At 35.2% G+C, this 25,743-nt stretch carries 25 protein-coding genes, 2 pseudogenes and 1 riboswitch; of the genes and pseudogenes, 21 read left to right on the top strand and 6 right to left on the bottom strand.

The window, feature by feature from the left end; translation table 11 throughout:
- Positions 1 to 6: 6 nt before the first annotated feature.
- From J2S19_RS15170 to J2S19_RS15160, 3 genes are all read right to left on the bottom strand, one after another.
- A complete protein-coding gene (locus J2S19_RS15170) occupies positions 7 to 150 on the bottom strand; it encodes an anti-repressor SinI family protein (protein WP_307343764.1) in 144 nt (47 codons plus the stop codon).
- 31 nt (positions 151 to 181) lie between these two features.
- A riboswitch (cyclic di-GMP riboswitch) is annotated at positions 182 to 264 on the bottom strand.
- Positions 265 to 592: 328 nt separating this feature from the next.
- Entirely contained in the window at positions 593 to 1,390 is a 798-nt protein-coding gene (locus J2S19_RS15165; RefSeq protein WP_307343761.1) for a YqhG family protein, read from the bottom strand.
- Between the two features lie 23 nt (positions 1,391 to 1,413).
- Positions 1,414 to 3,093, bottom strand: a complete 1,680-nt coding sequence (locus tag J2S19_RS15160) for a DEAD/DEAH box helicase (protein ID WP_307343758.1) — start codon at positions 3,091 to 3,093, stop codon at positions 1,414 to 1,416.
- 418 nt (positions 3,094 to 3,511) lie between these two features.
- Between J2S19_RS15160 and J2S19_RS15155 the strand changes: the two genes are divergently transcribed.
- A complete protein-coding gene (locus J2S19_RS15155) occupies positions 3,512 to 4,213 on the top strand; it encodes a MerR family transcriptional regulator (protein ID WP_307343755.1) in 702 nt (233 codons plus the stop codon).
- Positions 4,214 to 4,236: 23 nt separating this feature from the next.
- Here the strand turns inward: J2S19_RS15155 and J2S19_RS15150 are convergent, their stop codons facing one another.
- Positions 4,237 to 5,478: a CNNM domain-containing protein gene (locus J2S19_RS15150; protein WP_307343752.1), complete on the bottom strand. Its 1,242-nt coding sequence runs from the start codon at positions 5,476 to 5,478 to the stop codon at positions 4,237 to 4,239.
- A gap of 182 nt (positions 5,479 to 5,660) precedes the next feature.
- Positions 5,661 to 6,047 (bottom strand): rhodanese-like domain-containing protein, encoded by a 387-nt coding sequence (locus tag J2S19_RS15145; RefSeq protein WP_307343749.1) that lies wholly within the window; start codon positions 6,045 to 6,047, stop codon positions 5,661 to 5,663.
- Between the two features lie 228 nt (positions 6,048 to 6,275).
- On the opposite strand from J2S19_RS15145, the gene lipM reads away from it, so the two are divergent.
- The 5 genes and pseudogenes from lipM (at position 6,276) to J2S19_RS15120 (ending at position 12,687) form a co-directional block, all read left to right on the top strand.
- The gene (lipM, locus tag J2S19_RS15140) at positions 6,276 to 7,112 is read left to right on the top strand and encodes an octanoyltransferase LipM (RefSeq protein ID WP_307343746.1); all 837 of its coding nucleotides are present in this window, start codon (positions 6,276 to 6,278) and stop codon (positions 7,110 to 7,112) included.
- Between the two features lie 469 nt (positions 7,113 to 7,581).
- Positions 7,582 to 8,370: pseudogene (locus tag J2S19_RS15135) on the top strand (ribonucleotide reductase N-terminal alpha domain-containing protein); the annotation flags it as partial.
- A gap of 373 nt (positions 8,371 to 8,743) precedes the next feature.
- Positions 8,744 to 10,513, top strand: a pseudogene (locus tag J2S19_RS15130) (vitamin B12-dependent ribonucleotide reductase); the annotation flags it as partial.
- A gap of 494 nt (positions 10,514 to 11,007) precedes the next feature.
- Complete coding sequence (mntR, locus tag J2S19_RS15125; RefSeq protein WP_307343743.1) at positions 11,008 to 11,424, top strand: transcriptional regulator MntR; 417 nt, start codon at positions 11,008 to 11,010, stop codon at positions 11,422 to 11,424.
- Positions 11,425 to 11,796: 372 nt separating this feature from the next.
- Entirely contained in the window at positions 11,797 to 12,687 is an 891-nt protein-coding gene (locus J2S19_RS15120) for a patatin-like phospholipase family protein (RefSeq protein ID WP_307343740.1), read from the top strand.
- On the opposite strand, the gene J2S19_RS15115 is transcribed toward J2S19_RS15120, so the two are convergent.
- Positions 12,684 to 13,049, bottom strand: a complete 366-nt coding sequence (locus tag J2S19_RS15115; RefSeq protein ID WP_307343737.1) for an SA1362 family protein — start codon at positions 13,047 to 13,049, stop codon at positions 12,684 to 12,686. The two genes, J2S19_RS15120 and J2S19_RS15115, sit on opposite strands and share 4 nt — an antisense overlap.
- Positions 13,050 to 13,823: 774 nt before the next feature.
- Between J2S19_RS15115 and J2S19_RS15110 the strand changes: the two genes are divergently transcribed.
- The 15 genes from J2S19_RS15110 to accC all read left to right on the top strand — a co-directional run bounded on the left by J2S19_RS15110 (position 13,824) and on the right by accC (position 25,723).
- A complete protein-coding gene (locus J2S19_RS15110) occupies positions 13,824 to 14,342 on the top strand; it encodes a YqhR family membrane protein (protein WP_307343733.1) in 519 nt (172 codons plus the stop codon).
- A gap of 301 nt (positions 14,343 to 14,643) precedes the next feature.
- On the top strand, positions 14,644 to 15,105 hold the full coding sequence (aroQ, locus tag J2S19_RS15105; RefSeq protein ID WP_370875152.1) for a type II 3-dehydroquinate dehydratase: 462 nt from the start codon (positions 14,644 to 14,646) through the stop codon (positions 15,103 to 15,105).
- Positions 15,080 to 16,144, top strand: a complete 1,065-nt coding sequence (locus J2S19_RS15100) for a M24 family metallopeptidase (RefSeq protein ID WP_307343854.1) — start codon at positions 15,080 to 15,082, stop codon at positions 16,142 to 16,144. Before aroQ ends, J2S19_RS15100 begins: the two co-directional genes overlap by 26 nt.
- A 67-nt stretch (positions 16,145 to 16,211) precedes the next feature.
- Entirely contained in the window at positions 16,212 to 16,769 is a 558-nt protein-coding gene (gene efp / locus J2S19_RS15095; protein ID WP_307343731.1) for an elongation factor P, read from the top strand.
- A gap of 953 nt (positions 16,770 to 17,722) precedes the next feature.
- Positions 17,723 to 18,004, top strand: coding sequence for a YqhV family protein (locus J2S19_RS15090; RefSeq protein WP_307343727.1), 282 nt, complete (start codon positions 17,723 to 17,725; stop codon positions 18,002 to 18,004).
- Positions 18,005 to 18,105: 101 nt separating this feature from the next.
- A complete protein-coding gene (spoIIIAA, locus tag J2S19_RS15085) occupies positions 18,106 to 19,083 on the top strand; it encodes a stage III sporulation protein AA (protein ID WP_307343724.1) in 978 nt (325 codons plus the stop codon).
- On the top strand, positions 19,025 to 19,540 hold the full coding sequence (spoIIIAB, locus tag J2S19_RS15080; RefSeq protein ID WP_307343721.1) for a stage III sporulation protein SpoIIIAB: 516 nt from the start codon (positions 19,025 to 19,027) through the stop codon (positions 19,538 to 19,540). Before spoIIIAA ends, spoIIIAB begins: the two co-directional genes overlap by 59 nt.
- A gap of 21 nt (positions 19,541 to 19,561) precedes the next feature.
- A complete protein-coding gene (gene spoIIIAC, locus J2S19_RS15075) occupies positions 19,562 to 19,768 on the top strand; it encodes a stage III sporulation protein AC (RefSeq protein ID WP_095299874.1) in 207 nt (68 codons plus the stop codon).
- Between the two features lie 14 nt (positions 19,769 to 19,782).
- Positions 19,783 to 20,175 (top strand): stage III sporulation protein AD, encoded by a 393-nt coding sequence (gene spoIIIAD / locus J2S19_RS15070; RefSeq protein WP_370875154.1) that lies wholly within the window; start codon positions 19,783 to 19,785, stop codon positions 20,173 to 20,175.
- A gap of 51 nt (positions 20,176 to 20,226) precedes the next feature.
- Positions 20,227 to 21,423, top strand: coding sequence for a stage III sporulation protein AE (gene spoIIIAE / locus J2S19_RS15065; protein ID WP_307343718.1), 1,197 nt, complete (start codon positions 20,227 to 20,229; stop codon positions 21,421 to 21,423).
- Positions 21,424 to 21,443: 20 nt separating this feature from the next.
- A complete protein-coding gene (gene spoIIIAF, locus J2S19_RS15060) occupies positions 21,444 to 22,097 on the top strand; it encodes a stage III sporulation protein AF (RefSeq protein ID WP_307343715.1) in 654 nt (217 codons plus the stop codon).
- Positions 22,090 to 22,752 carry a stage III sporulation protein AG gene (spoIIIAG, locus tag J2S19_RS15055; protein WP_307343712.1) on the top strand — a complete coding sequence of 221 codons (663 nt, stop codon included), beginning with the start codon at positions 22,090 to 22,092 and terminating at the stop codon, positions 22,750 to 22,752. Before spoIIIAF ends, spoIIIAG begins: the two co-directional genes overlap by 8 nt.
- On the top strand, positions 22,753 to 23,436 hold the full coding sequence (locus J2S19_RS15050; protein ID WP_307343709.1) for a SpoIIIAH-like family protein: 684 nt from the start codon (positions 22,753 to 22,755) through the stop codon (positions 23,434 to 23,436).
- A 427-nt stretch (positions 23,437 to 23,863) separates the two neighbouring features.
- Positions 23,864 to 24,358, top strand: a complete 495-nt coding sequence (gene accB, locus J2S19_RS15045; RefSeq protein ID WP_307343706.1) for an acetyl-CoA carboxylase biotin carboxyl carrier protein — start codon at positions 23,864 to 23,866, stop codon at positions 24,356 to 24,358.
- Between the two features lie 12 nt (positions 24,359 to 24,370).
- A complete protein-coding gene (accC, locus tag J2S19_RS15040; protein ID WP_307343703.1) occupies positions 24,371 to 25,723 on the top strand; it encodes an acetyl-CoA carboxylase biotin carboxylase subunit in 1,353 nt (450 codons plus the stop codon).
- The last annotated feature ends 20 nt before the right edge of the window (positions 25,724 to 25,743 follow it).

Raw genomic sequence — 25,743 nt, 5'->3', positions numbered from 1 at the left:
GTGTATTTATTTGGTGAGTTTGTTAGAGGAAAAAAAGTCTCTTATTTCATCAGTGCTAATACCTAATTCTAACGCTTCTAATATGAGTGCTACCCAATCCTTGTCTAGTTCTCCGTCTTTGCTTATTTGCGTAATTAGTTCACTTTTCATCTTTAAACCTCCTAAAATACGCTTTTGTATTTCAGGCAGCTCAGCCATCATAGCGTGCGCTTTAGATCTGTAGCTTTGCGTCCCCCTTTTTCAAGAGGTTTGCCCTTAACTGATTATTAATTCAAAAGCCCTAATAATAAATCGACTTTTTTACTATAATTACATTGTTATTATAATGGGTAACAAGTGAGGAAACTGTTGATTATTGTCGAAAAGCGAAAATTTTAAGTTATGGCTTGGTTTGTAATAATTTTGTAATAAAAAATAGGACATTGTATATAAAAAAAGGTTAAAGACCTGGATTTTTACAGATTATTTAAAGTTAACTTAAAGGAAACTTTAAAAAACTACTTTAGAATTATGTCGAATTATATCGAAATGTTGTAAATAGCAAATAAATAGCAATTGAAAAATTTCAATTGCTAATCATAATTAGGTAGTTTTACTGAAAAATAGCTTGGGATGAAAGGTAAAATATACCTCCATTTTGGATTGAGATATTGATATTTGGTTCATAAAGCTCACGTAGTGCTTCTTTTTCTAAGTAATAGCAATCGGGCTTTTCCTCTAATTCTTCGTAGAAATGGTTAAGTAAGTCAAGGTCTTCTGACCATCTTTTCATCGCCGCCTCGGCCCAGGTACTATCTTGCCTCCGGACATGTTCATAGACGAATTGCTCAATTCGTTTTAAGCCACTAAGTGGTTTGATTAGAGGTGTCATCGTAAAACAATAATCTGGTATTTTTGGAGTGAGTTCCAGCTTTTCAAGTTTTTCCTGGAAGTTTTCGATAATAGTACCGCTAACTAAGTGTAAACCAATTGAATGAAGCTCATCTTTTTTCATGTCACATTGATAAGAAACAATGATGTTAGTCGATAGCCACGGTTGAAGAGGGATATTCCCACCGTTTGATTGTGCATTTTCATATAATCGAATATATCTGCCGAATTTCTTTGTTGATTGGAATATTTGATGTAGGCGTGGAGACCCAAAATGAAGGACTTCACCATTTAAGTCTTCTGGAGCCTTTTGCTTATTAGTAATGAGAGTTAGTTTCATTGGGTTTGGAACACCGTTCGTTTTTTCAAGGTAATGCCAATAAAATGGACGATTCATTAATTCCTTATCCATTTCGATCGAAAGTTGCACAGTTAAATACCCCGGTTGATTCTCAATGATTTCACAAGAATTAGCTGTAAAGAAGTTCTCTAGGAACCCATGTATTTTTTCTTGTTCCATACATAATCACCTCACACATTTTTCTAGGTTGCTTCACGATGGCTTTCGGCTTGAGTTTGTTGGGCGAAATCTAGAATAGAAGCTAGATTCTCCATCTTTATTTTCATTTCACCGTCAGTTTTAGATTTGTACATGATTTCTTGAACATGTTCCTCAAAATTTCTTATTTCTAACCTAGTTAATATTTCATCTAATTCACCTATAACTTTCTCAAATAAATTAATCTTTTCGTATAAGAGCTTTAAAATATGCTCTTCTACCGTATTTTTAGTCGCCATATTATAGATGCGTACGTCATGTTCTTGACCTAGCCGATGGATCCGACCAATTCGTTGTTCAAGTCTCATTGGATTCCAGGGGAGGTCATAATTTATGATGTGGTGACAAAATTGTAAGTTTATTCCTTCACCACCTGCTTCTGTTGCTATTAACACTTGAACATGATTTTTGAATAAATCTTTCATCCAATCTTTCTTGCCTCTTTTAAATCCACCTCTAAAAGGAACAGAGCTAATCCCATTTTGTTTTAAAAACCATTGTAGATAAAATTGTGTTGCACGGTACTCGGTAAAAATGATTACTTTATCATTTATCTGCTTGATTAATTCAACTACTTTATTCGCTTTCGTATTCTGGGTAACACCATCAATCGCTATCATTAGTTTCTTTATAACATCATGTGGTAATGATATTTTTTCATCATTAGATTGATCTAGCATTTTCTTTAATGTCATATATACTGCTTCACGGCTACTACATGCTTCTCTTTGTAAGGTCATGATTGAGAAAGCGTTTGTCGGTATTTTTGGGTCTTGTTTTAGCGTTGTAATCGTATCATATAAATGTTGTTCAGATTCTGAAAAATTAATTGCGACTGTTTCCACATGGCGTTTTGGCCAATCAATACCAGTATCGCCTCTTCGATTACGAATCATCACCTTATCTATTAATTCCCGTAAATGGTCATGTTTTTCTAAAGAACGCTCTTTTGCAGAGAAAACCTCGTTAAAATATGCTTCATTACCTAAATGACCTGGTTTTAATAATGAAACGAGGTTGAATATTTCCTCAACTCTATTTTGTACTGGAGTAGCAGTTAACAACAAGCAATATTTCTTTTTTAAATTTTGTACAAATTCATAGTTTTTAGTTTTATTATTTTTTAACTTATGAGCCTCATCGATAATGACAAGATCATATGATTGTTCATTTACTATTTCACGATGTGGGCTTCGTTTCGCAGTATCAATGGAGGATACGACTACATCAAAAGATTCCCAAACATAGCTTTTCTTTTGTTCGACAGCAGGGATAAAAAATTTTTCGTTTAACTCACGAGCCCATTGGGAAACAAGAGAGGCAGGTACTAATATGAGGACCTTCTTGACTAAACCGCGAATCATATATTCCTTTAATATGAGCCCAGCCTCAATCGTTTTACCTAAGCCTACTTCGTCAGCCAATATTGCCTTCCCATTCATTTTTTCAACCACTCTTTGTGCGACTTCTAACTGATGTGGTAAAGGTGTGAAATGTGGGAGGTGTTTCGGTGCTTGTAATCCTGTAAAGGAAGGGACAGCAGTTTGTTGTTGGACTTCATATGATAGCTTATATAGTTCCCAGTTTGCCCAAGGCCCATCACTTTCTAATTTTTGGAGAAATCCTTCCTGCCAGGATGAATCAAAGTTAATCTTTACATTCATGTTGAAGACACCCTTTCATCTGTTCATCTAGTAATTTTCATTATTATTCGATCATTAGCAAAAATAAGGCGTTTGCTTTCAGCTTTAGAGGAGCCTTTTTTGGATAGTTGTACAAGACTTGTATTCATTCATTCTTAACATAAACCTTTTAGAAGAGTACCTTTAGAACCACCTCTACTACCCATAATTAATGATTTCCATTTTCGATCTCGGTATGATTTTAAAAGTATACCCATTTTGCAAGAAATTATGTATAACGCTCTGTACGTTCGTTAGAAGGGAAATAATTATGACGAATTCTAGATAAATTCCATAGTTTATGACTTGTTTTTAGAAGCTTTGTCGACTTGAAGGAATTTGCTATAAACAGTGACGAATTAGTAACTAAAGAAAATATGAAAAAGGATTGGTGGATTAAATGACAACAAAGTATGTAACAATCTCAAAGGCAGCTTCAATAGTTGGAGAAAAGGTGTTTATCCTAAAAAATTGGGAAACTGAATTTCAAGAGTTTCTATCAATCGAACGAGATGTTAATAATTCAAGAATCATTACTGCGGAGCAAATTGAAATATTTAGAAAGATTAAATCTTTTAAAGATAATCATTTAGATACGCATACGATAAAACAACTATTAGTCAATCATGGTGCAGTTCAACAAGATAGTAGTACAGACAAGGGGATCGATAATCAATCTCTAGAAGAAATCAAAGATTCTCTCCAGAAAATAACAGAATTTATTGAGTCTCATCAGATGAAAGAAGTTCTGGATATTAAAAATCATTTAAATGTACTTGAACATAATGTTGTAGAATCTGTTAATCAGAAGATTGTCGAAACTGCTACATTACAGACTGAGGTATCTAGAATAGAATTTTCAGATGTACAAGATATGATTTCAAACTTATCAGATACATCTGAGCAGGAAAGAGAACGATATCAGCAGGAATTACGGAAGGAACGAGACATTATCCAAAGACAAACAGATGAACGGGAGGAACGATTCCTGGCATTTTTAAAACAGTACCAAGAACGACAAGAGCGGGCAAAACAAGGGTCAAAGCTAAGCTTCTCAATGCTAAAACAGTATATCCCTTTTGTTACAAGTAGCAAAACATAATAAAAGAGGGGACTGTCCCCTCTTTAATCTGCAATTGGATTAATTTTCTTCGTGATTTTCACCTTTTTTAACTTATTTTCTTCTACCGATAGGACTTCAAAGTGAAGATGATGAAATTCAAATGTTTCACCTACTATCGGGAAATGACCAAGTTCTTTAAGTAAGAAACCACTTAAAATATCTTCGTCTTCAGGAATTCTTGTTTTGAAGACCTCGTTAAGCCTTCTTAAAGCGAGCTTACCATGACAAATTAGATGTGTATCGGTAAGTTCATCAATTAATATTTCTTCATTTTCATCGGTTTCATCACTGATATCTTGTCCAATCATCGCCTCAATAATATCTTCATGGCTAATAATCCCTTTTGTTCCGCCATATTCATCTAGTACAATCGCAAGGTGTCTACGTTTTTTAAGCATTAATTTAAACACTTTTTCGATTGAATGAAATTCAAAGACAAATAATGGGTCCTTATCGATAAAATCTTCCAACTTTTTCGTTGGTTCAAGTGACCAAGAAAGCAATGATTTAGCATGTAGTACACCAATGATTTGGTCCATATTTTCTTTATAAACAGGAAATCGTGTATGGCTGTCATTAAGAACAATTTCACGTGTTTCATCAAATGTTGCCCCAAAATGTATACCCTGAATTTCAGTTCGAGGTGTTTTTAATGCATCTCGTACATCTAAATCATAAAAGTCAATTGCACCTTTAATTAATTTTGTTTCCTCATTTTGAAGTGTACCTTCTGATGTCGCAATATTTACCATCGTTATTAACTCTTCTCGTGATATTGAAACAGAATCTGCCTCGTTTTTAGAGAGTATTTTAATTACAAATCTAGTAAATCTCGATAGGAGGAATGTTAACGGTTTAAATATAATTAATAGGATTCTGATAATGGGAAAGACAATATAGGCAATTCTATCGGCAAATGTAGCTGCAATGGACTTTGGGAGAACTTCTGCGAAAATAATGAGTACGACGGTTAATATACCTGTCGCTATCCCCACATTATAATCATATTGGATTGCTATCATTGTCACCAAAGTCGGGAGCATAATGTTTGCAACATTGTTGCCGATTAATATCGCAGTGATTAATTCATCAGGTCTAGAAACTAAGTTAAGTAATTTTTTTGACTTTTTATCGTTATTTTCAGCCCTCATTTTCACTTTCATTTTATTTACAGCGGTCAGTGCGGTTTCACTACCAGATAGAAAAAAAGACATTAACAGAAAAAACAGTATCGCAATAAACACTATGTAATTCCTCCAAAAGTATTAAGATTATAGTACAGTTATTTCCTACTTTTTATGTTTTTATATGAAATCTTGCATTGGATATTTTCGTCAGTTGCTTAGAATTAACGTTTATTGTATATGAAAAAAACAGCCATCCCACACACTAGCATGGAGGATAGACTGCTTCTTGTTGGTTTATATTAGTTTTTCTTTTTAATTTTACCTGTCCAACCTTTAAATCCACTTTTTAAGCAATTAAGATTTGTATAACCTTTCTTTCGTAACATTTGAGCAGCACGGCCGCTTCTAACAGTGTTTTGGCAGTACAAGTATACAGGCTGGTCTTGGCGAATTTCTTTGTAGCGTTGACGTAATTGTGAAAGAGGAATATTTCTGGCCCCGAGTATATGTCCGGCTTCAAACTCATTTGGTTCTCTAACGTCGATTAATTGAGCTTTTCGATATCCTGCACGAAATTCTTCTTCGGTTAACTGTTTCATTATTTTGCGTTGGTAGAAAAATGTGAATACTGAGTACCCGATTAATGCAACCGCTAATATAATAAGTAGCCAAGTTGTAGTTGACAATAGTTTCGACCCCTTTATATGATGATTTATAAATTTTTTTGGTTAATTCCGACTTTCACACTTTAGTAATGACTAACTAGTATAGGTTCAAAAGAACTTGATGTGGACTTCTATTATTATATAAGAGCTTTTCTAAAATGTCATTAGGAAACATGCAAGATAATTTTCTTATTTGAACAAATTTGATAGACTAGAGGAAGTAAATTTTTATATAAAGAAGGGTAAAACATGACGAAAGAGAAATGGCGTTTTATAGATTCTGGTAATTGTTCGCCTGCATTTAATATGGCATTAGATGAAGCGTTACTAGAGTGGCATAGTGAAGGGAAAATTCCACCAACTATTCGATTTTATGGTTGGAATCCAGCGACATTATCGATTGGATACTTTCAAAAAGTAGAAAAGGAAATACACTTAGAAAACGTAGAAAAGCATGGACTTGGTTTTGTTAGACGACCAACAGGTGGAAGAGGAGTACTCCATGATAAAGAACTTACATATAGCGTCATCGTATCAGAGGAACATCCTAACATGCCAAAGACAGTGACGGAGGCGTATAGAGTAATATCAGAGGGGATTCTCGAAGGCTTTAAAAATTTAGGGCTTGATGCATATTTTGCAATTCCACGCACAGATGAAGAGAAACAAGGCTTGAAATCTCCACGATCAGCAGTTTGCTTTGACGCTCCTTCATGGTATGAATTAGTTGTTGAAGGTCGAAAAGTAGCTGGAAGTGCTCAAACTCGGCAAAAAGGTGTCATTCTTCAACATGGGTCAATTTTGCTCGACTTAGATGAGGATATGCTATTTGATTTATTTAAATATCCAAATGGACGAGTAAAAGAAAGAATGCAACGCGCATTTAAAAGTAAAGCTGTTGCAACAAACGAACTTCGTGAGAAGCCCGTTACAATTAACGAAGCAAAAATCGCTTTTAAAGAAGGATTCGAAAAAGGCTTAAACATAGAATTAGAAACCTATGAGTTAACAAAAGAAGAATACGAGCATGTTCAAAGATTAGCCCAACAAAAATATGCGAGCGATGATTGGAATTATAAGCGTTAATGTATGAAGGTGTTTAAAAAAGGGTCTGACTTTAGAAAACAAACATGTATATGGGGAAAATATATACCTTTACCTATATACAGTGTTTGGTGAGTCTGGCCCTTTGAATTTGGTCCATATTTTTGTATAAAAAATACAGTGAAATTTACATTCAATAAAAGGCTTTCCTGTGATATGCTAGATTGGTTGATTTTAAATATTGAACTAGTATTGATATAAAATAGATAAATTTTTATGCAAGAGACAAATTAATTCAAAAATCCATCTTTAGTCTAAATAATCTAGCTTAACCTCAAATTTACTTCCCTTTTTACTTAGTTATAAATTTGACAAAATGATAGATTGTTGACCTAGAAACTATATCTAGTATTATTTTTGAAAATCAGACACTATATATTGATTTGTGTATACTTGTGTGATAAATTTAATCAGAAGATTTAATAGAGAGATAGAACAAGGAGTTGTTACAATGACTGTTGTTACTGAGCAGAAGATGAAATTAAATGTGGAAAAGTTAAACAAAGATATTTCTGCCTTTCCACAGGTTCATCCGATTACAAATGATATGAAGTTAACCCATAAGGGTGTTTCCAGACTTGTTATGCTTGACCGTTATACTTTTAAAGATACGGAGAAGATAACACTATCAGAAGGGGACTTTGTTGTATTAACAATAAAAGAAGATCCTAAGTTTCCTGCAAGAGGACTTGGTTTCATTACAGCAATAGATTGGCAATCAAAATCGGCAAGTGTGTTAGTTGAAGAGGAATATCGTCATTCACTAGACAAGCCTGAAGAAATTGAATCAGGAATTGTTAACCGCTCGTTAGACGTCATTGAGAAACCACTTGAAATCTATTACGAACAAATTGCTAAAAGAAATGCAACGGGACTTGCATCAGTAGAAGAAACAGAAGAAAAACGAAAAGAATGGTTCGAAAAGTTCTACGAAGAATTAGTGAACCTAAACTTCATTCCTGCTGGCCGTGTTTTATATGGAGCAGGTGCTGGGACAGATGTTACGTATTTTAATTGCTATGTTATGCCGTTTGTAAAGGATTCCCGTGAAGGAATATCTGAGCATCGTAAACAAGTAATGGAAATTATGAGTCGCGGTGGCGGAGTTGGAACGAATGGCTCAACATTGCGTCCGCGTAATACATTAGCTAGAGGTGTTAATGGTAAATCTTCTGGTTCAGTGTCATGGTTGGATGATATTGCAAAATTAACTCACCTTGTTGAGCAAGGTGGATCCCGTTAAATATAAAATCCACACGGCGGGATTAAAATCTCGTGAATTGCTGGAACACCCTAAAGGTTCATCAACTACAACGTGACTGGTAACAGTGAGCGTGAAAGTTTAAAAATGATGAATATATATGTATGGGCAATCAGCAGCGAAGCATCTTTCGGAAACGAAGATGAACGTTCAGAGACTATCGAACATACCTAAGTTATTTACAAATAAGGTGTAAGTAGATCAATCACATGAAGTGATTGAGGCACGAGACAAGGTTATAGACTAATTGATTGTCGTAATAACCTTGATGATATAGTCCGAGCTCATGTGAAAGCATGAGAGTTAGGCAGAAATGACCTAACCACTCTATGTATAGAGGAGTAACAAGTTGCGTGGTGCACAAATGATTATGTTATCTGATTGGCATCCGGATATTATTGAATTTATTATTTCTAAAATGCAAAATCCAAGAATACTACGTTTTTTGATTGAAAATACAAAAGATGACGCCATTAAAAAATATGCACAAGATAAATTAAAATTCACACCACTTACTCAGCAAGAGATTGATATGTATCAAGGTATTGTAAACTATAAACAAATCCCTGGTACGGGTGGTTTTACTGAAAAGATTATTAGAGAAGCAGAATTAAAACTTCATACAGGCGGTACGTATAGCGTTCATAATCCTGAGTTTTTAACAGGTGCAAATATTTCGGTTACATTAACGAAAGATTTTATGGATGCTGTTGAAAATGACGCAGATTATGAACTACGTTTTCCTGATGTTGAAGCATACGACGAAGCGAATATGAATGCATATAATGAGAATTGGCATAAAGTTGGAGATGTTCGTGAATGGGAAAAACAAGGTTATAAAGTTCGAACATATCGTACAATTAAGGCGAAGGAACTTTGGAATCTAATCAATATTTGTGCAACATACTCAGCAGAGCCAGGAATATTCTTTATTGATAATGCCAACGATATGACAAATGCAAAAGCCTATGGACAACAAGTAGTCGCAACAAATCCATGTGGTGAACAACCACTTGCACCATATTCTGTTTGTAACTTAGCAGCTGTAAACCTTGCAGAAATGGCTAATAAAGAAACGAAGACAGTTGATTTTGATAAGCTTAAAAAGACAGTTGAAGTTGGAGTAAGAATGCAAGATAACGTCATTGATGCAACACCATACTTCCTGCCAGAAAATAAACACCAAGCATTAGGTGAACGTCGTGTTGGTCTTGGTGTAATGGGATTACATGATTTATTAATTTATTGTGAAACAGAGTACGGTTCGGAAGAAGGTAACAAGTTAGTTGATAAAGTATTTGAAACAATCGCAACAACTGCATATCGTGCTTCTATCGAATTAGCTAAAGAAAAAGGAAGTTTTCCATTTTTACAAGGTGACGATGCAGAAACGAAACGACTTCGTGAAGCGTTTGTTCAGACTGGTTTCATGAAAAAAATGCCTTCTGATATTCGTGACGGTGTAAAAGAGTATGGTATTCGTAATTCACACTTATTAACTGTTGCACCAACTGGTTCTACAGGAACAATGGTAGGGGTAGCAACTGGTTTGGAACCATATTTCTCATTCTCGTACTTTAGAAGTGGAAGATTAGGAAAGTTTATCGAGGTGAAAGCTGATATTGTTCAAGAATATCTAGATAATCACCCTGATGCAGATCCAAATAATCTACCATCATGGTTCATTTCTGCAATGGAGTTAAAACCTGAGGCACATGCTGATGTTCAATGTGTAATCCAACGTTGGATAGATAGCTCAATTAGTAAAACGGTGAATGCACCGAAAGGTTATACAGTTGAACAAGTTGAAAAAGTTTACGAACGTCTCTATAAAGGCGGTGCTAAAGGTGGTACTGTTTATGTAGACGGAAGCCGTGATTCACAAGTGTTAACTTTAAAAGCAGAAGAGAATACATTTGAGGACACAGAAGAAATCGGTAGAACTGAAGAAAAAGGTAAGGTTGTACTTGTAGACACGATTAATGATTTACGTTCAACAGATGTTACAATTGGTAATGAAGTCGGAAATACATGTCCTGTATGTCGAGAAGGTACTGTAGAAGACCTTGGAGGCTGTAATACGTGTACAAGCTGTGGCGCACAACTAAAATGTGGACTATAAGCTATAATCTTAACGGAGCCTGACCTTGTCAGGCTTTTTTTCTTAGGCTCCTTTCTAAAAAATCGTGGTTTTTTGCACTAACCTTTTTAATGGTTTGTTGGAGCTAATTGCGAGACTCCTGCGGGATGCGTGGGAGAGGTGAGACGTGAGCAAGCGTTTACGCTGAAGAGTTCGATAACCCTCACACCCACCCCGCGGAAAGCGAATATTGCATGAGGAGACAAAGTCTAAACGTCAACTTAGTTAAAGGCAACAATGTTTAGGAAAGAACAAAGAATGTACTTTGATTTTGTGTTTAGTTCCAGTGCATAGACCCTAAGTACATAAAGCCAATTTAGAATTGAGGGCTAAGACGCCTTCTGTTCTAATTCATCTTTGCAAGCCTTAGGATGTGAGAGGGCTTAGCTTTCTCTAGTCTCTTGTATTGTCAAGTATTCTCATGTAAAATTATATTGATTTCGTTTTAAAAGACGGTGCAATTTGGAGGGACTTATATGCCAACACCAAGTATGGAAGACTATATTGAACAAATATACTTATTAATTGAAGATAAAGGATATGCTCGAGTTTCAGATATTGCAGAAGCATTAGCGGTACATCCCTCCTCAGTTACAAAGATGGTTCAAAAATTAGATAAGGATGAATATTTGATTTATGAAAAATATAGAGGGTTAGTATTAACGAATAAAGGTAAAAAAACCGGCAAACGACTTGTTTACCGTCATGACCTTCTAGAACAATTTTTAAGAATTATTGGAGTAGATGAGGATAAAATTTATAATGACGTAGAAGGAATAGAACATCATCTAAGCTGGAATGCGATCGACAGAATTGGTGATCTCGTACAATTCTTTGAGGAAGATAAGGAAAGAGTCAATACGTTGAGAAACATACAAAAGAATAATGATTAACATAAAAGCAGAAGGAGAGAATAAGCTTCCTTCTGTTTTTATTTGGCTTATTTCTAAAAGATTGTTGCTCTTAGCATATGCTTTATTAAGAGACTCACCACCCACCCCGCTACCTGTGAGTACTGAAATAGAAGATTAACTCATAACGCCAACTAAGTATAATGCAACATGCTTACGAAAACTGCCTTTTATTTAGTTCCAATATTTAAAGAAATAAAGTTTTCGTAGACATTATTGTTGCCTCCTAAGATGTAGAGCATGAACAATCCATTTCATTTCTTCGTCATTAAATTGATTTCTAATTACTGATATGTTCTAAAAATTTCTTCCTCTTCCTACACTATAGTAAAGCATAAAGTGGGAGATGACGAGATGTATATTGATGGAGTATTTTCAGGTGGAGGAATTAAGGGATTTGCTCTTATAGGTGCATATAAGTCGATTGAAAGCAAAGGATATAAATTTAAAAGATTAGCAGGAACTAGTGCAGGGTCAATTATCTCTGCATTTATTTTAGCGGGCTATACAGCAGACGAAATATATAAGCTGGTAGATGAGATTGACTTGAACATTTTTTTAGATGAAAGAAAAACAATCTTTCCATTCTCACTTACAAAATGGATATCGTTATATTGGAATTTAGGGTTATATAAAGGAAATAAATTAGAAGAATGGCTACTTATCAACCTAAAAAAGAAGGGAATTGTAACGTTTGCAGATATACCTCCAGGCTCATTAAGAATTATTGCTTCTGACTTAACGAATGGAAGGTTAATCGTATTGCCTGATGATTTACATAAATATGGGGTGCATATGGAGTCATTCTCTGTTGCAAGAGCAGTGAGGATGAGTTGTAGCTTACCTTACTTTTTCGAACCAGTAAAATTGGCATCAACGAAAGGTAGTAATATTGTCGTTGACGGTGGGGTATTAAGTAATTTCCCAATTTGGCTATTTTATCAAGAGAAGAGTAATTTTAAACAAACTAGACCAGTATTAGGGATAAAATTAAGTTCGAGAGAGAGTGAGCAGCCAAAAAGGAACATAAAAAATGCCTTTGAACTATATGGAGCACTATTTGAGACAATGAAGGATGCACATGATAGTCGTCATATATCTAGTAAACACGAGAAGGATATTGTGTTTTTACCAGTTGATGATATCATTTCTACAGAGTTTGCCCTTACAGAAGAAAAAAAACTAGCTCTATATGAGCTAGGTAAAAGTCGAACATATGATTTTCTTAAAACATGGACCTATTAGAAATGTGCTCTATTCTTTTTCTTTCCCTTTTTTCCTTCAATTACTGTAAGGTGAGAGGGTTGTTTTTTCTTTTTGGCAGAAGTGGAAATTGTCTTCCTAGCCTGAGAGAAACTTCGAACATTTTGAACTGGTGTTTTTTGTTCGTTGTAACGTCTTTTTGATTGTTTAGCTGCCCTCATATATGATGAATATTCTTTCCCTAATTTCCTTTTAGCGTAGAATCGGTATGCAAGATAAATAATCCCACCTACGACGGCGATAAATGCAACTTGTCTAACTAGCCACATTGGATTTAATAAGACCCCAATAACCCCTAAAATAATAATAGCTAAAATTATCCCTTTCATTACACGCTGATTCATCCTAACACCTCCAAATGTAAATGCAATCACCAATTAATCCAAATTAGAAATTGTTGATTATCATACTGTTATCGTTACTGAACCCTTTATTTGTTTTGTTTGCTAAGATTGATGTATAAATTATTTGAAATGTCATTCATTGAAACTATTTGAAAACCTATGAAAAAGATACTTATACACCCCTTACGCCAATACTTAAGTAGACCACAACGATTATTAGTAAAAATAGGCTCTTTCCTAACTTTTTATACACTAACTTTATAAAGGGTTGGTTGGAGCGGAGGTGTGAGACTCCTGCGGATGCGCTGGAGTGGTGAGCCACATACAGGCTTTTATGCCGAGTTATCAGGAGGCTCACCACCCGGTAGAAAGCGAATGCTCTTGTGCTGCAATCAACCCAAACCTACAAATAAGGAGAATACAATATTGTTAACGAAAATAGCTTTAACCATAACAAAGTGTCAAAATAACATTAATTATTTACATTATATATATGCAGAAGCTCAAAGATATTGAAAGCGCATTCTATAAGATATAATCTAAAATTTGTGTTGGTAATTTTTTTTTATTAATTTGCTATCGTTAGTTACCTCTATGATACATAATATATTGCAAAACCTCTAGAGACAACTCTCTTGTTTTATAGGATAATGCTTTACTTCCATTATACCCATGGTACTACATCCTAAGACATACGTCATACAACAAAAGAAATATTCATAAAGAAAACATGACTTATGTAAAAATGGACATAGTAAGTAATGGAGGTGTAGGATGATGACAGATAAGAAAAAAATGGAGAAAGACAATCCGACTCTAGAGCAAAATAAAAAAGAACCCAAAATGTCACAAATGGGAAAGGTTGTCACAACAGGACTATTCGGTGGTATTTTTTGGAGTTTACTTGCATATCTCGCATCAATATTAAATTTCATGGAAATTAGTCCTAAGCTTATTCTACAGCCGATAGCTCTCGGTGAATGGAAGAACAACACATTAGGAGAATTTATTGGCATTATATTAATAGGAATCCTTTCAATTGGTGTTGCCCTTGTATATTATGCAATTCTGAAACGATTTAAATCAATGTGGGTTGGTATTGCGTATGGTGCAATTCTTTGGGGGCTCGTATTTTTTATTCTCAATCCTCTATTTCCAGATATTAAGGAAATTTTTGAATTATCGAGGAAAACAATTGTTACATCAATTTGTTTATATGTGTTATATGGACTATTTGTAGGTTATTCTATTTCTTTTGATTATAATGAATTAACGTTAGCTGAAGAGAACTAACGGTAAAAACGTAGTTCATAGGTAGTTATATATGGTAGAATGTTCATTAGCTGAACATTCTTTTTTAAACTGAAGGTCTAAGTTAGCGATCGTTAATTTTTAGTTACATATTGAAAATAAATGCCTAATTCAAAAATGCTTTTTGCAACATTTTAAAAAAAGGTTTAATAGAGCTAATTGTATGTGTTCAGGAGTTAACGAATAATAAATAATAGCGAAAATCCTTACGAATACAGCATATTATTAAATCTGTGGGGAATTCAAAAAGCATCTTATTTTTAGAGAGGGAGAGGTTAATGTTTTGAGATTTTTAGTGATAAATGGACCTAATTTAAATCGATTAGGACTTAGAGAACCAGAAATTTACGGTGCATTAACATTAACAGATTTAGAACGAAAACTTTTAAACTTAGCAGAAAAGAAAAATTTCGAAGTTGTTTGCTTTCAATCAAATCATGAAGGTGATTTAATTGATGCAATCCATGAGGCAAATGATCAATATCACGGTATCGTAATCAACCCTGGAGCATTTACACATTATAGTTATGCGCTTCTTGATGCTATTACAAGTATTAGCATTCCTGTTATTGAAGTACATATTTCAAATATTCATAAACGAGAAGCATTTCGTCATCAATCAGTTACTGCACCTGGAACGATTGGCCAAATTATCGGTTTAGGTTTTAAAGGATATGAACTTGCGTTACTTGCATTAATCGATAAGTTAGGGGGAGAGCATAATGAAGTTAGAAAAGATTCGTAATCGATTTCATGAATTATCAATCGATGGTTTACTTATTACAAGTGAATTTAATCGTAGATATATGACTGGATTCACCGGAACATCAGGGTTAGCAATTATTACTGAGACAAAAGCGATTTTTATGACCGATTTCCGGTATATGGAACAAGCAGCAAAGCAAGTACAACAGTTTGAAATCATTCAACATACTGGACTGCTCAGTGAAGAAGTAGCTAAAGTTGCGAAAGAATTAGGTATTAAAAAGTTAGGTTTTGAACAAGACCATCTTACATACCAGCAATACGCACTTTATAAGAATGCTCTTGCAACAACTGAATTTGTACCCGTCTCAGGTGCAGTTGAAAAGTTACGCTTGATTAAGTCTCCTTCAGAGATTAAGATATTAAAGGAAGCAACAGAGATTGCCGACGCAGCATATAATCATATATTAACTTATGTGAAGCCGGGTATTCGCGAAATTGAAGTGTCAAACGAATTGGAATTTTTCATGAGAAAAAATGGGGCAACATCTTCTTCTTTTGATATCATCGTTGCATCGGGCTATCGTTCAGCTCTACCTCACGGAGTCGCGACTGAAAAAGTAATTGAAAAGGGAGACTTTGTTACGCTTGATTTTGGTGCATACTACAAAGGATATTGTTCAGATATAACAAGGACCTTTGCTGTCGGTGAACCAGCTGATGAATTAAAGAAAATTTATGAGGTTGTCCTTGAAGCACAAAAGCGTGGAATGGCTGGAATTAAGCCTGGTATGAACGGCAAGGAAGCTGACGCTTTAACTCGTAATTACATAACTGAGCAAGGATATGGAGAATACTTTGGGCATTCAACAGGACATGGTCTTGGTATGGAAGTGCACGAAGGACCAGCTTTATCTGTTCGGTCGAATACAATTCTCGAACCAGGCATGGTTGTAACGGTTGAGCCAGGGATTTATGTTGCAGGATTAGGTGGCGTTAGAATAGAAGATGATACTGTTATAACTGATAGTGGAAATGAATCACTTTCTCACTCACCAAAAGAACTTATTATTTTGTAATTAAGGGGCTTACATAGAATTGATGTAAATTCATTTCCCTTATTTAAGCTATTAGGAGGACATATATATGATTTCAGTAAACGATTTTCGTACAGGACTAACAATTGAGGTAGACAATGGGATTTGGCGAGTAATGGATTTCCAACATGTAAAGCCAGGTAAGGGTGCAGCATTCGTTCGCTCTAAACTTCGTAACCTACGTACAGGTGCTGTTCAGGAAAAAACATTCCGTGCAGGTGAAAAAGTTGCCAAAGCGCAAATTGAAACAAAAAGAATGCAATATTTATATGCAAATGGAGATCAACATGCGTTTATGGACACTGAAACGTATGACCAAATTGAGCTACCATCATCTCAAATTGAGTACGAGCTAAAATTCCTTAAAGAAAACATGGAAGTACAAATTATGATGTTTGGTTCAGAAACATTAGGTGTTGAGTTGCCTAATACAGTTGAGTTAGAGGTAGTTGATACAGAGCCAGGAATTAAAGGTGACACTGCATCTGGAGGAACAAAACCAGCAACATTAGAAACTGGCCTTACTGTACAGGTTCCATTCTTTGTTAACCAAGGAGACCGCCTAATTATTAACACAAGTGAAGGATCTTATGTGTCAAGAGCATAAGCAGTTTGAAAAAGGATATCTTCTATGAGGATATCTTTTTTTTATGCTGTGCTGTATACATTGAGATGGGAAGGATTGTAAGACGTTAGACATTTAGGTTGATGAAGTCGAATATTTGATGGTTTGAAACTGTCAACGGCCCCGGTAAATACGTACTCATCGAGCAAATGAAGTAGGTTTTGAAATGGTCTCGGGAATAAAACCATCATCATCGAGCAAATGAAGAAGGTTTTGAAATGGTCTCGGGAATAAAATCTTCTTCATCAAGCGAATGAAGAAGATTTTGAAACGGTCTTGGGAAGAAAACCGTCTTCATCAAGCAAATGAAGACGGTTTTGAAACAGTTTCGGGAATAAAACCATCATCATCGAGCAAATGAAGAAGGTTTTGAATCTATTCTTCGGTAAAAACCTCCTTCATCGAGCAAATGAAGAAGATTTTGAAACGGTCTAGGAAAGAAAACCTCCTTCACCATGCAAATGAAGAAATTTAGGTGCTGACTTAGCTAAAATTCCGTCTACATTAGAATACTATAAGCAGTCACGGCCAAAACTCCTATAAAATCTAATCTCTCTCACGTACCGGGCACGAGGCCTAAAATTAGTACCAATCAACCTTTATAAGATATCCCATAAAACCTATGTAGTTATTTGCATTCATAATGATAATTACATTCTGAATCGTAACTATCTAACTAGGTTTTCTTCGTGATGTCCACTTTCTAGTTTTCGTAAAATTTTTTATGCTACTTCAAATATTCTGACCAAGACTCAATAACCTTCTACAGATAATAAATGATTTTCTCCATCAACAGAAAAAACCACTTTAATACGCTTGCAAAAATGAGTCTTATAGCCACGCTTCATGTTTTTTTAATAATCAAAACCTTCCTTGTCTAAAATTACTCAAACAAGCATATGTTGTACAAACAGGTATTCATATAGGAGGTTACTATGAAACGTTTGTTCTCACATATTGATTCTACAGTATTAACAATGGCAGGATTGCGATTATTATCTGCATCGATTGAATTAACAGCAGCTATATTAATGTTAATATTCAATGATGTGAAAAAGGCAGTTACGATAAACTCCTTACTAGCAATTGTTGGTCCAGTAATATTTATCGTAACGATGACAATTGGTATTTTTCATATTGCTGACCAGTTATCATATGCAAAACTTCTTTTTATTGGACTAGGTGTCTTTTTTATCTTGTTTGGTATTTATAAGTAAGTGTGTGTTTATGTTTCTTCTATTTCAATTGGACAAATTGTCATGAATGATAAATGCCTAGCATATATTGAAACTAATGATTAGGAATTAGGGGGAGCGTTATGCAGGAAATTATTGATATGCTTCCAGAGTCGATTCGAAATGAAATAAAAAAGATTGATTACAACAGTTTGTCTCGCGTTGAAGAAGTTCGACTACGTGTCCTGAAAAGGGTGGAAGTTATTATTCAAGGGAAACCAATTTTTCTTCCTTATCAACTCACATATGATGATGCTATTAATCTTTTAAATGAATTAAGCCACTACTCTATCTATACATTAGAGGAAGAATTGAAAAAGGGGTTTATTACAATTCAGGGTGGGCATCGAGTAGGTCTATCGGGTAGAGTCATTACTGAAAATGGACGAGTTAAAGCAATTCGCGATGTAACTTCTTTTAATATACGTGTAGCTCGAGAAAAAATTGGTGTAGCAGAACAATTTGTACCTTATTTATATGCAGGAAATTGGTTAAATACATTGATAATCGGACCGCCACAAACTGGAAAAACAACGCTGTTACGTGATTTTGCAAGGATAATAAGTTGTGGATATAAAGATATCCCTTCACGAAAAGTAGGGATTGTTGATGAACGGTCAGAAATTGCTGGATGCGTGAATGGTGTACCGCAACACAAGTTGGGTGACCGTGTCGATGTCTTGGATGCATGTCCGAAGGCAGAAGGAATGATGATGATGATCCGTTCAATGAGTCCAGATGTACTCGTTGTCGATGAGATCGGTACAAAGGAAGATGCAGAAGCTGTAATGGAAGCCGTTCATGCTGGAGTGCAGCTTTTTATATCAGTGCATGGCTATCATGCTAGTGAGTTACTCAATCGTCCTTCCTTAAAAATGCTGTTCGAAGCAAACGTGTTTGAACGTTTTATAGAACTAACGAGAAGTGATGGTCCAGGAACTGTTCAGAAAATTATCAACCAAAATGGAAATGAACTCTTAAATAGAAAGAAGTGTAACCTACATGATGAAGTTAATAGGGGCATTTCTCATCATAATCGCTACAACTTGGGCAGGGTTTGAGGCTGCTAAGCATTTGAGTGCGAGAACAAAGCAGCTTAGACAGTTGAAAGTAGCACTACAGTCACTAGAAGCAGAAATAATGTATGGTCATACATCGTTAATCGTTGCTTCAAAAAACATCTCTAAGCAGCTCCCCATGCCACTCGCTATGTTTTTTGAGCATTTCTCAGCGAAACTATCGAAGGGAAATACAAGTGTTAAAGTCGCTTGGGAAGAAAGTTTAAATGAAGTTTGGAGATTTACAGCATTCAAACAGGGAGAATTTGAAGTGTTAACGCAATTTGGTGAAACGTTAGGTAAGCATGACAGAATATCACAGCAAAAACATATTAAATTAGCATTGACGCACCTGGAAAGGGAAGAGTCAGACGCTGTAGATAGGCAGCAACGGTATGAAAAAATGGTGAAAAGCTTAGGGGTATTGTCAGGGTTGTTATTAGTCATTTTATTGATGTAGTAGTTGAAGGGAGTCATAGCAATGGGCGTTGATATAAATACGATCTTTCAAATTGCCGGGATAGGAATCGTCGTTGCATTCCTTCACACAATTTTAGATCAAATGGGGAAAAAGGAATATGCACAGTGGGTTACTCTAATAGGCTTTATCTATATCTTGTTTATGGTGGCATCAATTGTCGATGACTTATTTCAAAAGATTAAATCGGTATTTCTCTTTCAAGGATAAGGAGGTGGCTTCTTATCGAAATTATACAGATTGTCGGCCTTGGACTTATTGCTACATTCCTCGCCCTAATTATAAAGGAGCAAAAGCCTACTTTTGCTTTTATGCTCGTTGTATTCGTTGGAAGTGTGATTTTTTTATTTTTAATCGATCAAGTATATGAGATTATCCGAATGGTAGAAAGAATTGCCACGAATGCAAATGTCAACCTTATTTATGTTGAAACAATCTTAAAAATTATCGGGATTGCTTATATTGCGGAATTCGGAGCACAACTAACGAAGGATGCAGGACAAGGTGCGATTGCATCCAAAATTGAACTTGGTGGAAAGATTCTTATTCTAACAATGGCGATTCCGATATTAACTGTCATTATCGAAACAGTGCTAGGGATGATACCAGGTTCATAGAATACATGACTTAAAATATAGCTCTTATTAAGGTTAGGTGGAGGTGTTTAAATGCGTCCTTTACTCTATATTTGTCTTTTCTCAATCTTTCTAATGGTTCCAAATATTGTACAAGCTAATGAGACACCTCAACAAGTCGAGCAACAAGAATCACCGAATCCTGAAGCTATAGTAGAAGAACAAGTTGAAAAATTAGAAATTAGCGATATAAAAAAGTTTTGGGATAATGTGATGCAGGAATATGGGGGCTTTCTTCCCGAAAGTCAGAAAGGGAGTCTTCTACAATTTTTAACCGGTGAAAAGGAACTTAGTTTTCAAGAATGGATGAAAGCATTATTGAAATATTTATTTCACGAACTAATTGCGAATGGCAAACTACTTGGTACGTTAATCTTACTAACGATATTTAGTACACTCTTACAACTTTTACAAAATGCCTTTAATCAGAGTACAGTGAGCAAGGTGGCATATGCACTCGTTTATATGGTGTTAATCATTATTGCCCTAAATAGCTTTCATGTTGCCATTCAATATACGAATGAAGCAATCCAATCGATGACCAACTTCATCCTTGCGTTAATTCCTCTCTTGTTAGCTTTAATGGCCTCATCAGGTGGTATTGTTTCAGCAGCCTTTTTTCATCCCGTAATCATATTTTTAATGAATACTAGTGGTCTTTTAATAAGCCATATTGTCCTTCCGTTATTATTCCTATCAGCACTACTAAGTATTGTCAGTACACTGACAGAACAATATAAGGTCACACAACTAGCAGGGTTACTGCGGAATATTAGCATCGGCCTGTTAGCGTCATTCCTAACCATTTTCTTAGGAGTCATATCTGTACAAGGTGCTTCTGCAGCTGTAACAGATGGAATAACGATTCGGACAGCTAAGTTCATTACGGGAAATTTCATTCCTGTATTAGGAAGAATGTTTACAGATGCGACAGATACTGTCATTAGTGCCTCGGTACTACTAAAAAACACAGTAGGAGTTGTTGGTGTCGCAATTCTTCTTTTTATTGTCGCATTTCCAGCAATTAAAGTTTTATCATTAGCATTTATTTATAAAATTGCTGCCTCGATATTACAACCACTAGGCGGCGGTCCTGTCATAGCATGTTTAGATATTATTAGTAAAAGTGTGATTTATATTTTTGCAGCACTAGCAATTGTATCACTAATGTTTTTTCTGAGTTTAACGGTAATCATCGCAGCTGGAAACCTTACGATTATGATGAGATAAACATGGATAGGGGGGATTTGGTGCAATTTTTAACAGAATGGATAACAAACATTATTGTGTTCATATTTCTAGCAGTTATCATTGACTTGCTATTGCCTAATTCAACCATGCAAAAGTACGCAAAAATGGTGATAAGTTTGTTGTTAGTCATTGTCATCATTAATCCTATCTTTAAAATTTTCTCGACAGATATGAATGCGGTTTTAGAGGATTTTCAGCTAGGAAAACGTACTTCTGAAGAAAATGAAGTAAAAAATTTAATAGAATTTCAGAAAAAAGAAATACAAGCCTCACATCGTGCATATATTTTAGAACAAATGGCTGTCCAAATGAAGACGATGGCAGATGAGGAGTTGGTGGAAAAATATGATGTAAAGATTGAAAATATCCTTCTATCCGATACGAACCAAGTAAACGAAACAATTTCTCATAGTGATTTAACAGAAATCAAAGTTGAATTAACACCATACGCACAATCAGAAATAGAAAATGACGATGCAGTTGAAGTAATCAAGCTGGTAGAGATTGATACGACAACAGATTTGAAAGAGGAAGAACCAAAAATTAACGTAAATACGGAAGCAGTAACAGCAACATTAGCTGAAATTTGGGAAGTAGAAGCAGAAAAAATTTCACTACAAATGGAAGGGGGGAGGAGTCATCTAGATGAGTAATAAAGATAAAGATAGCTTACTTCATAAGCTGAAATCCTTGCTTGGCCAATCATCCGATTCTAAGAAACCATCAAAATATCAATACTTTTTAGTCGTTTTCGTATTAGGTGTTGCCATCATGATCGTTAGCAATTTATTTACAACGAATGAAAGTACAAAAGAAGTACTACCAGTATCTACTACCGAGAATGATGATAGTGCAGAAGTGTTTAAGCAAACTCAAACAAATTCAAACACCTCCATCTCTGATTATGAGGAAGAATACGAGAATCAACTAAAAGAAGTACTAGAAACAATATCAGGTGTTGGTGACGTATCTGTTGTGGTGAATGTTGACTCCACTGGACAAAAAGTTGTTGAAAAAAACAATGTAACACAGAGCCAATTAACAAAAGAAACTGACCGTGATGGTGGCAAAAGAGAGGTAGAAGACCAATCCCATGATGAACAAGTTGTCGTTATCCAGGACGGTGAGAAGGAAGCGCCTATCGTCATTCAAACGAAAAAGCCGGAAATAAGAGGCGTGTTAATTGTTGCCGCTGGTGCTGATAACATTCACATAAAAAAAACAATAATAGATTCTGTGACACGAGCACTAGGAGTACCTAGTCATCGTGTGGCAGTCGCATCGAAAAAAATGAAGGAGGATGAATAGATGATGTTAAAGAAACAAACAGTTTGGCTATTAACGATGTTAAGTTTAGTGGTGGTCCTATCAGTATATTATGTTACGTCTCCAGAGGGCGGAGCAAGTGATATTGTTATGACAGGTGAAAATAAAGATGTTAAAGAAACTGACAACCAAAAGGCAGATACTGCTAAAGAAGAACCAGTTGCTGAAGAATCAAAAGATGAAGTCGAATCTAAAGAAGAAGTAGCTAAAGAAGAACCAAAAGCCGAAGCAACAGAAGGAAGCGAGAAAGAAACAGCAGTAGAGGATGCTAAAACAGAAGAATTTGAAGATGGTGGTACGATTACATCTAGCGTGACAAGTGAAGAATTATTTGCAGAGTTAAGAATGGAATTAGATGATTCTCGTAGTGAGCAAAAGGAAAAATTAAAATCGACAATCGCAAGCAGTGAAGTTTCAGCTGAAGAGAAAAGTGTCGCAAAGGATGAAATGGAAGCGCTAGATGAGGCAGCTAAAAAAGAACATATTCTTGAAACGCTTATTAAGTCAAAAGGATATGAGGATGCTTTAGTGCGTGCTGAAGGTAATAATGTAAAGATTACAGTAAAGGCCTCCAAAGAACATGATAAATCTTCTGCAAATGAAATTCTTTTGCTTGTTAAAGACGAAATTAAAAACATGAATGATGTCGTTGTTACTTTCAAATAGACTAGTTTAAGTTTATAGGCAATATTTGACCACTTTGTTGATAAGTTTAAAGCGAAGACATAAAAGGCCGGTGGAATAGACCATTCTACTGGCCTTTTATATTACTGTTTCTAAAGATGTATAAATTCATGAAGGGTCTTACAACGACAATAAACGTTACGTCGATTAGAATAAATATTACAGTCAGATACTAATTATCTAGTACACTATTAAATTATGTATTTTTATTAAAGCTGAGGCAGATGGTTTGAAATGTTTTTATATAGGGAAAATCTATAAATAACATATCATCCATGTGAGTTATGGTTGAATTCTACATATGTTTTATCGTAAGATGTATATATGGGACTAAGTTTTAGTACTAGATTATAAATTTTGATATCATGATTATTTTACTGTAATCATACAATTAAAGGGGTGCCTAAGCATGCTAAAAATACAAGAAATTAGAGAGATTATTAAATTAATCGATCAATCCTCTATTCATGAATTTTCATATGAACAAGACGGAGCTAAAATAAAAATAAAAAAAGAATCACAGGATGTAGAAACAGTTGTAAGGAATGTAATGCCTAATCCATCTGTGGAAGTTCAACAGCCACAAGCGATTCAAACTCAAAACACTGTAATCGACAATACATCACAGGAAGTAAATGAAATTCCAAAGCCAGACACATCAAATTTACATAAAATAACTTCCCCTATGGTTGGAACTTTTTATTCAGCTTCATCACCTGAAGCTGGTAATTATGTAGAAGTTGGTTCTAAAGTCTCGAATGATACAGTTGTATGTATTGTAGAGGCGATGAAGCTATTCAATGAAATTGAAGCTGAAGTGAAGGGTGAAATAGTTGAAATACTAGTTCAAAATGGTCAACTAGTAGAATACGGCCAACCATTATTTCTAGTAAAGCCTGAGTAAGGAGATACTATAATGATAAAGAAACTATTGATAGCAAATCGAGGAGAAATAGCAGTTCGGATTATTAGAGCATGTAAAGAGCTAGATATTGAAACAGTTGCTGTTTTTTCAGAAGCTGACCGTGAAGCGTTACATGTTCAACTAGCGGATGAAGCATATTGTATCGGACCTACTTCCTCAAAAGAAAGTTACTTAAATTTTACAAATATTATTAGTGTAGCCATGCTAACAGGTAGTGATGCAATTCATCCTGGCTATGGTTTTTTAGCAGAGAATGCTGACTTTGCTGAGTTATGTCAAGAATGTAATATCATTTTTGTTGGACCTAGTGCTGATGCAATCTCTAAAATGGGAACAAAAGATGTTGCAAGGGAAACAATGCGTAAAGCGGGAGTTCCAATAGTTCCAGGTTCTAAAGGGATTATAGAAGATATTGAAGATGCTAAGAAATTAGCAGCAGAAATGGAGTTCCCTGTTATCATCAAAGCAACTGCAGGTGGCGGTGGTAAGGGGATTCGTGTTGCGAAAGATGAGGAAGCACTTGTAAAAGGAATCGAAATTACGCAACAGGAAGCTGCAACAGCTTTTGGAAATCCTGGCGTATATATAGAGAAATATATAGAAGATTTCCGTCATGTTGAAATACAAGTATTAGCTGATAACCATGGAAATGTTATCCACCTCGGAGAACGAGATTGTTCAATTCAGCGTAGACTACAAAAATTAATTGAAGAAACCCCGTCTCCTGCCCTAGATGAAACAATTCGTGAACAAATGGGAGAAGCAGCAGTAAAAGCAGCTGCAGCAGTAAATTACTCAGGAGCAGGGACTGTAGAATTTATTTTTGACCATGTTAATAAAAAGTTTTATTTCATGGAAATGAATACGCGAATTCAAGTTGAACACCCAGTAACTGAAATGGTTACAGGAATTGATTTAATAAAAGAGCAAATAAAAGTTGCTTCAGGTGAAGAATTGTCTGTTGCGCAAGATGATGTTGTTTTTAATGGCTGGGCGATTGAATGCCGGATAAATGCTGAAAACCCTGAGAAGAATTTCATGCCTTCACCAGGTAAAATTGAGATGTACTTGCCTCCAGGTGGTCTAGGTGTTAGAGTTGATTCAGCGGTATACCCAGGCTATTCCATTCCGCCATATTATGACTCAATGATCGCAAAATTAATAACGTATGGTGCAACAAGAGAAGAAGCAATTGCACGTATGAAACGTGCATTAAGTGAGTTTGTAATCGAGGGAATTTCTACTACAATACCGTTCCATCTAAGATTACTAGAACATGAAAAATTTGTTTCCGGTGATTTTAATACAAAGTTTTTGGAAATGTATAAGGTCATGGATGCTTAAATCTAATGGAGGTGCAATTC

This window comes from Metabacillus malikii (assembly GCF_030813355.1).
Lineage (GTDB): Bacteria > Bacillota > Bacilli > Bacillales > Bacillaceae > Metabacillus > Metabacillus malikii.
Note: the sequence above shows the minus strand (reverse complement) of the source record. Positions and strands in the feature narration are given on the sequence as shown.